Here is a 5,766-nt window from a genome sequence, read left to right as displayed (position 1 = left end):
AACAAGGGTTTAAAGTACAGCCAAGAAGATGGGTTGTAGAAAGGACTTTTGCTTGGGTTAATAGGAATAGAAGGCTATCGAAGGAGTATGATTTACTCACAACATCCACTGAGAATTTCATATACCTAGCTATGAGTAGGGTTATGTTAAAGAGGGAATATGCTTGAATTTACTAGTTTCCGGACAACCTCTTAGCAAATTATCTTTTTGCAGGGCCAACCGGTGTTGGTAAAACCGAGCTAGCAAAACAATTAGCAGAAAGCATGGGCATGAATCTTATACGCTTTGATATGTCCGAATATATTGAGTCTCATACGATATCAAGGATGATTGGTTCTCCTCCTGGATATGTAGGTTATGATCAGGGTGGATTACTCACAGAGTCTGTATCTAATAATCAATATAGTGTTGTGCTGCTTGATGAAATTGAAAAGGCTCATAGCGATATCTATAATATATTGCTACAAATTATGGATTATGGTTGCGTTACAGACACTTACGGACGTAAAGTTAACTTTTCCAATATAATCTTAATTATGACAACTAATGCAGGAGCAGCTGAACGCAGCAAAAGTTTTGTTGGCTTTGGGCATAAAAAATTTAACACTGGTGATAGTGAAAAAGCGATAGAACAGGTTTTTAGCCCTGAATTTCGTAATCGTCTTGATGCGATTATTTCTTTTTCTGACTTAAATGCGGATATAATTCTGCATATTGTAGATAAATTTATTCAGGAACTGAAAAAGCAGCTGACGCAAAAAGGCATAAACTGCTTGGTAGAAGATGAAGTGAAATCTTATCTTGCACAAACAGGTTATAGTAAGGAAATGGGAGCACGTCCGATAGAGAGACTTATTGAAAAAGAGATAAAAAGTTACTTAGCGGAAGAAATACTGAATCGTAAATTAATAAAAGGAAAGAAATTAAGAATCTATATGAATAAAGTAGAAAATAAAATTGCTTTTGATATAGTTTAAAATCCTTGTATTGAACTTCATCTTTGTTACAATCTATAACTTAAATTCAATTTGAATTATAGTGATAAGTGATAAAGTAAAACAAGTCCTAAGCTACTACGAAAGTGAAAACCCTGGGGTAAAAGCAAATCTTACTCGTATTCTCATGCATGGAAAGCTTGGCGGCACTGGCAAGTTAGTAATTCTGCCAGTAGATCAAGGATTTGAGCATGGTCCAATTAAAAGTTTTGAAGTTAACCCTGATGCTTATGACCCACATTATCATTTTCAGCTTGCGGTTGATTCGGGAGTAAGTGCATATGCTGCTCCACTTGGTATGATTGAAGCTGGTGCTGCAACTTATGCTGGAATGCTCCCACTTATTTTGAAACTTAATAGTTCCAACTCTTTACATTCAAAGGATCTAACCTCTGATCAGGCAATAACCTCTTCTGTGAAAGATGCGCTGCGTTTGGGATGCTTAGCTGTCGGATTTACTATATATCCTGGTTCTGCTAAGTGTTTCGATATGATGGAGGAAGCCCGTGGAATCATAGCTGAAGCCAAATCTTATGGACTTGCAGTAGTGCTATGGTCTTATCCACGCGGTGAAGGGATTTCCAAAGAAGGTGAAACAGCAGTTGATGTTATTGCCTATGCTGCGCACATGGCAGCTTTGCTTGGCGCTAATATAATAAAAGTAAAACTTCCAACTAAATATTTGGAAAGGGAGAAAATAGAAACAGAAAATATTGAATCATTATCTAAAAGAATTGAATATGTTAAAAGGTCTTGTTTTGCAGGGAAAAGAATAGTAGTTTTTTCTGGTGGTGAATCGAAGGAAGTAGATAACATATACAATGAAGCGAAAGAAATTAAGCAGGGTGGCGGTAATGGTTCAATCATTGGACGTAACACTTTTCAACGCAAAAGGGAGGAGGCTTTATCTATGCTAAAAGATATAATGGATATCTACACATAAAAAACGGCTGGGTGGCAGAATGGCTTATGCGGAGGACTGCAAATCCTTTTATACCGGTTCGATTCCGGTCCCGGCCTCTTTCGTTCTCTATATCTTGTAAAAGTTAACAGTAGCTTTAAGTGTGTAACCTATAGAGAAAGCTTGTCCATAGTAAAATCAATTTCTTTTCAAGTTATGGTTATACTCTTATAGCGTTTCATGGTAAAAAATAAACTAAAAATAAGCAAAGTGTTTTACAAACGTAATTTACTATTTTTACTACCGCCCGAAGTTGCTCACTCTTTGGCAATTATGGCATTAAAGAAAATGCCTTATAAGAATCCTATAGAGCTACCAGAATCTTTGAGTGTGAATTTTTTTGGTAATAAGCTCAGAAGCCCCGTAGGTCTGGCTGCAGGTTTTGACAAGAATGCAGAAGTTATAAGGCCTATGCTCTCATTTGGTTTTGGGTTTATTGAAACTGGTACTGTAACTCGTAATCCACAATATGGAAACAAAAAGCCAAGAATTTTTCGGTTAATTAAAGATCAAGGGGTAATTAACAGATTGGGATTTAACAATAAAGGAATAGACTATTTTCTTAAACAAATAGGTGAAACCAAGCTTGATGACTGCATTTTTGGCATCAACATAGGAAAAAACAGTACATCAAAGGACCAAATCAGCGATTATGTTGACTTAATAAAGATAGTATATGGAAAGAGCAATTATATAGTGCTGAACATCTCATCCCCAAACACGCCTAATTTACGCAATCTGCACAATAAGCAAGAATTATCGGAATTGTTGAAATCCGTAACTCTAACCCGAAAATCAATTGATAATTCTAAATCCATACCAATAATATTAAAAATCTCACCAGATGTAGATCAGCAAACGAAAGAAAATATCGCTGAGCTTGCGTCGGAATATAAGATTGACGGATTAACAGTAAGCAACACTACGGTAAGTAGAGATAATCTGCATTCTCACCATAATGAGAGTGGTGGGTTGAGTGGCAAACCGCTGTTTAAACTTTCAACCGAGTTATTGGGCGATATGTACAAATTTACTAAGGGCAAAATATTATTGATAGGGTGCGGAGGAATCTCAAGTGGTGCTGATGCATATAAAAAAATAAAGGCAGGAGCTTCTTTGGTGCAGTTGTACACTGCTCTCATATACCACGGACCTCAAGTTGTAAACAAAATTAATCTAGAACTTGCAGAACTAATAAGGAGAGATGGATTTAGTAACATTAATGAGGTGGTGGGTTGTATACATTAATTTTGAAAGTTGGTGGTATTATTTTAATAAAATAAAACTAATTCTCTGGTATAAAGGTGGTAGAAAGTGCTTTTCTTTTAAATAATGGGTATGAAGAGTTTGAATGATGCAATATCTAAGATCATTGATTATAAATTTACAAATTATGCAATATTAGAAGAGGCACTAACTCACCCAAGCGTAAATAAAAGGAATAGCAAAAACCAGATTGTAAGCTACGAAAGACTAGAGTTTTTGGGCGATAGTGTTTTGAATATGGTTGTATCTGCCACACTGTTTAAACTATTTCCTGAAGAAAAAGAAGGAGCATTGGCAAAAAGAAAGACGGATTTAGTTTGTGGCAACACCATTGCTAATGTTGCTAAAGAAATAAAATTAGGCAGCTTTATCATCATGAATAATAGTGAACGCTGCAATGGAGGGAGATGTAACTTAAAAAATTTAGAAAACTCGCTTGAAGCACTAATAGGTGCAATTTATATTGATGGCGGGCTTGAAAATGTTGAAAAATTTATTATCCAATATTGGGAAAAGCTAGCTAAAGGCATGCTTGCCCCCCCTCGAGATCCTAAAACCTCACTGCAAGAGTGGACTCAGAAAAACAAATTGCCTTTACCAGAGTATGAGCTTGTAAAACAAACTGGACCAGCGCACAATCCTGAATTTACTATATCAGTTTGCATAGAAGATTATGGTAAAGTTTCTGCATGCGCTTCTAGTAAAAAGATTGCTGAACAAAAAGCTGCTGAGTTGATGCTAGAAAAAATTGGAAAAGACGCTTCAGTTTAGGCAAAATAGGCATTAATGTAAATTTTAAGGAAGCTAATAGCGTTTAGGGTAAATGGTCAATTTAAGGAGAAGCATAGTATTATTCATAAAAAAGTTGATTTACCAAAAATCAAGCCTTATGTAGTGGAATATCAATGGCTGTTGTCGGAGATGCGGAAAAAAAGAAGTAGCAAGTTACCAAAAGGTGTTATGCCAGATACATTTGGTCCAAGAGTTGTTTTGTGAAGTTGACAGAGTCAATGAGAATGAAAGTTTTAAAAAATAGCATATTTTTTAATTATAAAAATTTGATATTAACTGTTGTTGGTTGATTGAGTAAAAACCAGTGAATGGTCACGTTAAAACATATTTTTAAATTTCTGCCAAAATCCTGATTTATTATCATTAACCTTTGTAAATGTTATATTTAAACTGTATTTCGGATCATTTGGCACGTCGTATTTTATGCTAAAGGTTGAAACTTTATCGTTATTGTAAATATGTACATCATCATATGATAGCTTTGTTGTGTAACACTTTACATACTTTTGCTTATCATGCACTAAATCACCTGACTCCCTTTCTAGTTCCACAAATTTCGTTTTTTTCTGACATTCCTTCATTTTTATTAAATCCTTATCTAGTGATATTGAAACTGGCAACGTATTTCCAGCATATTCTTTAGCTAAAAGTTCACTTTGAGGATACATTTTTATTTCCCTGCCAAAATGTGAGTCTATGAAATTATTACTCCAAAATTTATCGCCAGAATGCACGTACTCATCAGTAGCATACGGCACCCCACCATAATTGCATTGAACTTTGTAATCTCCAACACCGTTGTTTTGAAAAAAATCATGAATAGCAGTGTAGCTACCGGCAGCATCATTTATATAATCCATTACTTTATTCCTTAAATTTTTAGTTCATTATATCATAATCATTATGCCAATCAATCAAAAAAGCTCTCCCTTGCTGTTTTTAAAACTGATTTTGAGCAAGCGCTCTCGATTAGTTGGGAGCGTATTTGTAAGATTGTGACATTCGTGCCTCCCAGTTTTTCACATACTGCTGAATCAATTCAGGATAATCTGTAATAATTAATAAATTTTCAGCATTTCCTTTTTTAGCTGTCTTACTAAGGTTAAATGACCCTGTGATGACTTTTTGATTGTCAGCAATCATTATCTTATTATGAGCAATCTTTGGCTTATCATCGATCCAAATTGGTACTCCACCTGAAAATAATTCATTTATAACACTATATTTTGAGTAGAGTTGCGATTTATCTAAGATGACTTTAACATCAACACCGCGTTCTTTAGCATTAATCAAAGATTTTGCAACTGTTCCAAGAGTAAATGTATATTCTTGAACTAAGATAGATTTTTTAGACTGATCTATTACGTTGATTATCGGTACAGCACAATCTTCTCCAGGTGAAAAGCAAACCGTAGCTTTTGGGCAGGGCGAAAATATAAAACCCGCATAGTAATACAGAGAAAAACACATTAACAAGAATAAAAAGTGAAAAAGCCTCACAACAACCCACCCCCGGATATACGGCGATAGGCTACATTATAATTTAATCACCTGTCAATAGACTTCTTGCATAGTTTTTGGCAACAACCGTTAGAAACGAAAAAACTTACTTGACAAACTCCGCCAGCCCCCTTATCATGAAACTGAAGGTATTCAGTTATCTTCATCTGTGCAGATTAAACAGCAAGAAAACAACGTAGTTGGCGTCTTATTTTTAATTTTTTGCACTATGTGCACCTTATGTCTTCACAA

6 protein-coding genes, 1 tRNA gene and 1 pseudogene are annotated in these 5,766 nt (G+C 35.1%); 6 read left to right on the top strand and 2 right to left on the bottom strand.

Annotation, left to right across the window (positions count from 1 at the left end; translation table 11 throughout):
* The 6 genes and pseudogenes from OZD62_RS04375 to rnc form a co-directional block, all read left to right on the top strand.
* The coding region (locus OZD62_RS04375; protein WP_275019324.1) for a transposase at positions 1-167 on the top strand (167 nt) is incomplete at its 5' end.
* Between the two features lie 24 nt (positions 168-191).
* Positions 192-977: pseudogene (locus OZD62_RS04370) on the top strand (AAA family ATPase); the annotation flags it as partial.
* A 64-nt stretch (positions 978-1,041) separates the two neighbouring features.
* On the top strand, positions 1,042-1,938 hold the full coding sequence (locus OZD62_RS04365; RefSeq protein WP_038228077.1) for a class I fructose-bisphosphate aldolase: 897 nt from the start codon (positions 1,042-1,044) through the stop codon (positions 1,936-1,938).
* 5 nt (positions 1,939-1,943) lie between these two features.
* Positions 1,944-2,015: transfer RNA gene (locus OZD62_RS04360), tRNA-Cys, on the top strand.
* A gap of 121 nt (positions 2,016-2,136) precedes the next feature.
* The gene (locus OZD62_RS04355) at positions 2,137-3,204 is read left to right on the top strand and encodes a quinone-dependent dihydroorotate dehydrogenase (protein ID WP_275019509.1); all 1,068 of its coding nucleotides are present in this window, start codon (positions 2,137-2,139) and stop codon (positions 3,202-3,204) included.
* A 90-nt stretch (positions 3,205-3,294) separates the two neighbouring features.
* The gene (gene rnc / locus OZD62_RS04350; protein WP_275019508.1) at positions 3,295-3,993 is read left to right on the top strand and encodes a ribonuclease III; all 699 of its coding nucleotides are present in this window, start codon (positions 3,295-3,297) and stop codon (positions 3,991-3,993) included.
* Between the two features lie 338 nt (positions 3,994-4,331).
* Here the strand turns inward: rnc and OZD62_RS04340 are convergent, their stop codons facing one another.
* Together OZD62_RS04340 and OZD62_RS04335 are read right to left on the bottom strand one after the other, a co-directional pair.
* Positions 4,332-4,874, bottom strand: coding sequence for a hypothetical protein (locus tag OZD62_RS04340; protein WP_275019506.1), 543 nt, complete (start codon positions 4,872-4,874; stop codon positions 4,332-4,334).
* A 109-nt stretch (positions 4,875-4,983) separates the two neighbouring features.
* Complete coding sequence (locus tag OZD62_RS04335; protein WP_010963125.1) at positions 4,984-5,514, bottom strand: phospholipase D family nuclease; 531 nt, start codon at positions 5,512-5,514, stop codon at positions 4,984-4,986.
* Positions 5,515-5,766: the final 252 nt, after the last annotated feature.

Source organism: Wolbachia endosymbiont of Drosophila seguyi, from assembly GCF_028981765.1.
GTDB classification, from domain to species: Bacteria; Pseudomonadota; Alphaproteobacteria; order Rickettsiales; family Anaplasmataceae; genus Wolbachia; species Wolbachia pipientis.
This window is presented reverse-complemented; position numbering and strand designations above follow the sequence as displayed.

Bases quoted from the DNA above. Each gene is read 5' to 3' on its own strand.
- OZD62_RS04355 (WP_275019509.1), top strand. From the start codon at position 2,137: ATGGTAAAAAATAAACTAAAAATAAGCAAAGTGTTTTACAAACGTAAT.
- OZD62_RS04340 (WP_275019506.1), bottom strand. From the start codon at position 4,874: ATGGATTATATAAATGATGCTGCCGGTAGCTACACTGCTATTCATGAT.
- rnc (WP_275019508.1), top strand. From the start codon at position 3,295: ATGAAGAGTTTGAATGATGCAATATCTAAGATCATTGATTATAAATTT.